General features: G+C 36.9%; 3 protein-coding genes and 1 tRNA gene. 3 read left to right on the plus strand and 1 reads right to left on the minus strand.

Going from position 1 to position 4,011, the window contains the following annotated elements:
- Window positions 1-65: 65 nt before the first annotated feature.
- Window positions 66-2,450 (plus strand): BspA family leucine-rich repeat surface protein, encoded by a 2,385-nt coding sequence (locus QP420_RS06375; RefSeq protein ID WP_481616888.1) that lies wholly within the window; start codon window positions 66-68, stop codon window positions 2,448-2,450.
- Window positions 2,451-2,497: 47 nt separating this feature from the next.
- Here the strand turns inward: QP420_RS06375 and QP420_RS06380 are convergent.
- Window positions 2,498-2,571, minus strand: a tRNA-Pro gene (locus QP420_RS06380).
- Between the two features lie 213 nt (window positions 2,572-2,784).
- Between QP420_RS06380 and QP420_RS06385 the strand changes: the two genes are divergently transcribed.
- Both QP420_RS06385 and QP420_RS06390 read left to right on the plus strand, forming a co-directional pair.
- Window positions 2,785-3,336: a Panacea domain-containing protein gene (locus QP420_RS06385; protein ID WP_481616889.1), complete on the plus strand. Its 552-nt coding sequence runs from the start codon at window positions 2,785-2,787 to the stop codon at window positions 3,334-3,336.
- Window positions 3,336-3,836: a GNAT family N-acetyltransferase gene (locus QP420_RS06390; protein WP_481616890.1), complete on the plus strand. Its 501-nt coding sequence runs from the start codon at window positions 3,336-3,338 to the stop codon at window positions 3,834-3,836. The genes QP420_RS06385 and QP420_RS06390 overlap by 1 nt, the downstream gene beginning before the upstream one ends.
- Window positions 3,837-4,011 lie beyond the last annotated feature (175 nt).

Raw genomic sequence — 4,011 nt, forward strand, 5'->3', positions numbered from 1 at the left:
TTTTTTTTTTAAGTGCTAGCGTTGATATTTTAGGGATGTCATTTTATTTTGCATAGGATTAGAAGATGAAGAATCAAAGTAGACTATATAAAAGCATTGCGATTTGTGCGTCTGTTATTGCTGCTCTGGCAATGCTGGTTCCGACTGTTTCTAGTGCTGTTGGCTCGTCTGCTTCTAGCAATTCCAATCATAATGCAGCTTCTGCTCCTTCAACTCCTTCTGCTTCGACTCCTTCGACTCCTTCAACTTCGTCGTCTTCGTCTTCTTCATCTTCTGGGTCTACCGTCAGTTCTTCTTCTGTTCAATCTAGATCATCAGATGCGGATCCGCAGCCTTTAACCTGGACTACAGATTCTAATCGCAATCTTAAATGGGGATTAAGCGGAGAAAACAACTCAATTTTGCATTTGCAAGCAGATCATCCTAATGATTCGGTTAATGCAAGTACTCTTAAAGATTTGGTTAATAGTGATAGATACAAAAGCGTTAAAAAGGTCGTTATAGACGGAAATGACTTTAAAATAAATAATGCAGATAGTATGTTTTTTGATTTTTCCAGTCTTGAATCTGTAGAAGGCTTAAACAAGATAAGGTTCGTCAAAAAAGATGGAAAAGCTGTAAATGTTTCTAAAATGTTTTATAGTTGTGGTAATTTGCTAAGTTTAACTGGCATTGAAAACTGGGATATGAAAAATGTTGAAGACGCTAGTTCAATGTTTGCTTATTGCAAAAAATTAAAATCAGTTGATTTATCCAAGTGGCAGAAAGTTAATATAAGCGATGCTAGTGGCATGTTTCAAATGTGCTCTAATTTAGAAAGTGCTAAGTTATTTGCTTCCCCAAGTGGAAAGTTAACAAAAATAAACGACATGTTCAACATGGGATGGTGGGATCCAACTCAGCATCCATCTGAGCTTCCATCTAAGCTTTCAAGTGTAGAAGGCTTAGAAAAATTTAATACCAAAAATGTAACAACTATGGGGAAAATGTTTTACTTTACTTCAAAACTAAAAGAGATTAATGGCATAAAAGATTGGGATACCTTAAAAGCTGAAGATATGTCAGGAATGTTCCAGGGCAGCGGAGTTGAAGTTTTAGATTTAAGTAAGTGGAAGTTCCAGAATAAACACATATCTGAAAGTGAAGACACAGTGCATCATTCTATAGGCGCTATGTTTAATTCGGTAGGGCTTCGAGATTTATCTCTTCCTGCAAATAAAGACGAGCAACCAAAAGTATATGATTATACTGATCCAAACACGGCTGGTAATGCTACGTATGATGTTTTAGATAACAGAGGCAATCTTTCAAAAGCTTTTATATCTGGTCTTGTTCCTGGTATTTGGAGAATATTTGGTGGTAAAACAGGCAAAACTCCTGGTGAAAATCTTATTTCAAATAATGGAAAACAAAATGTTCTTCGCATAGCTCGAGATTATATTAAAGTTACCTTCAATACTACGTATAATAATGATTATATTGTTTGTTCTGTTGACGCATTGCAAGGTATTGTACCGTTTAAAGAAGGTCGAAATACAAGATATAGACTTAAGTATTATGAATTGCATAGTGGTGATTCTGAAGCTAAATTCTTGAATTGTCATCATGAATATAGAGATGATAATTTTGATAAAACAGATGCAGATAAACAAAGCGATGCAAAAGATTTAAGTATAAAGAAGGAAGAATTAGCAAAATATGCAGAAAGCATAGGCTTAAGTTATACTGCTAAGTTAATTCGTAATTCTAAGAGTAGTTCTCTTTCGGCATTAAAGAATCTTCTTAAAGAAGCAGAGTCTTCTAGGTCTGCTCCTATGACTTTTGATCAAATAAAAGCTGTTCTTGGAATTGATAAAAAAGATACTGTTGTTTGGGATATTAATAAGGTTGCTCCTTATGATTTTATTGCACGAAATATCGAAACAGGTATTTATAGTCCATCAAATAAGAGTAGTAGTAATTCTTCATTTGTTAGGTCGAAATTTGAACAGTTTATTCCAGACGATAAAGTTGTAAAAAATACGCATTTATACGCATGGGTTGATGCAACTTTTACTGCAACTATTAAGAACAATAAGAAGCCAGATAAGCCTAGACCATGCATTCCGCAGATTATAAATCCTGCTCCAAATCCTTCTCCAACGCCTCTTCCAGAGCCAAAACAAGAGTTGAAGCCTGATTCTACTCCAGATCTTGGCGGATTTAGTGGTTTCGGCGGAAGGCCTGCAATACCAAATAAAACACCAGGGCAAAGTAAGTGCATATGCCCTAATTCTCAAGAAAATAAGCTCAATAAGAGTGATGATTCTTCTAGTGACGGCGTGCGTAGAGGGTATTTAATAACTACTGGAACTGCAGCAACATGTTGGATTATTTCTTCAATTGCGGCACTGTTTGCTGGATTCTTTGCGGGTCTTGCAATTGCAACTCGTAAATTTGCTGCCAGATAGTTAGCAAGCGGTTAACTAAAACATTTACGACTGGCAAAAATCAAAAGTCGGGCTGGTGGGATTTGAACCCGCGGCCTCTTCGTCCCGAACGAAGCGCGCTACCAAACTGCGCTACAGCCCGATGTTAGACTTGCACTGGTAGTGTGATTGCTGAATTAAGCATGTATGCGTATGCGGTGATGTGCGCTGGAATTGCTGCGGTTGTGTGGAAGTGTAATCATTTTGCTACATGACTAATTTCTTTAATGCTTGCAGGTTCATCAAAATTCAAAATTTGCATACTGCCTGATATGATAAGAAATTAAGCGTAATAAGAAAAAAGAGGATGATTACAATGACTAGAGCGATAGATGTAGCCAAGTATATACTTGAGCAACGCGAAGCACGTAATCATATGACTACGACTTTCGCGCTACAAAAGCTTTTATATTATGTTCAAGCGTGGATGCTTGTAGCTCAAGATAGGCCGCTTTTTGACGATCCAATTACAGCTTGGAAACATGGTCCAGTGGTAAAAGATATTTTTAAGACGTATTGTAAGGGACGCCGATATATTTTCTCTAGGGAAATACCTGATGGTGAAAGTAGTAAAGTGTCTCGAGAAGATCGTGCTGTTATTGATCGTGTGCTCAGTTTGTATGACAATAAAGATGATAAGCATTTAGGTGACATGCTTGAGCAGATGAGTCATGAAGAAGAACCGTGGTCAAAAGCTAACTTAAACGACACTATCACCACTGATAGTATGCTTGCGTTCTACTCGATGGTTCAAGCGAATGAAGTTAAGTCATCAGCTCCAGTGCCTAATCTTGCTGATGTGTCAAAGCGAACGTTTATTAGTAGCGAAGATGCACAATTCCTTGAGAATCTGATTGCAGGGGAATGATGTCAGTTAGACTTTGGACGCGTATAATCAATCTTGACTATTCGGTAGATTTGGACTCGTTTCATTGTGACGAACCTGAACTCGATATATGGGTGCATCGTGACGCGCTTGAACAGCAGGAAGAAAGTAGTTGCGCTGTGCATGTTGCATTAGATGATAGTGATGAAGTAATTGGAATTTTCACTTTATCTTCTTATTATTTGCAGCATCGTGTAATCCCTCAGCAAACAAAGGATGATAGTAACTTATCTGGCAATATTCCGTGTGTGCTTTTGGGAAGACTGGCAGTAAATAAAGAGCATCAAGGCCAGTTGCAAGGAAGTCTACTTGTTAAAGAGGCTATACAAATGGCGTGCGATAATTCTGTTAATGTTGGTTGTAGATTTTTGTATACACAAGCATTAAATGATGATCTTATAAGATGGTATAAGAAACTTGGTTTTGTATCTTTGCCTAAAAATCCAAGAAACATGCTTTTTGATTTGAAATCTCATAAGTAATTGACTCATAAGTAGTAATAGGATTTTTGAATTGGCCTATAGTCTAAAATATGCGCATTCTTTAGGAATATTGATTATATGACCAAAAACATACACCCCTTTCAATATAAAATTAAGAGGGGTGCTGTGGAACAAATTTAACTTATTTTTTGCGTTGCTCTTTCCATTTTTTTTT

Origin of the sequence: Bifidobacterium sp. UMB1197 (assembly GCF_030217745.1) — a bacterium.
Classification (GTDB): domain Bacteria; phylum Actinomycetota; class Actinomycetes; order Actinomycetales; family Bifidobacteriaceae; genus Bifidobacterium; species Bifidobacterium vaginale_B.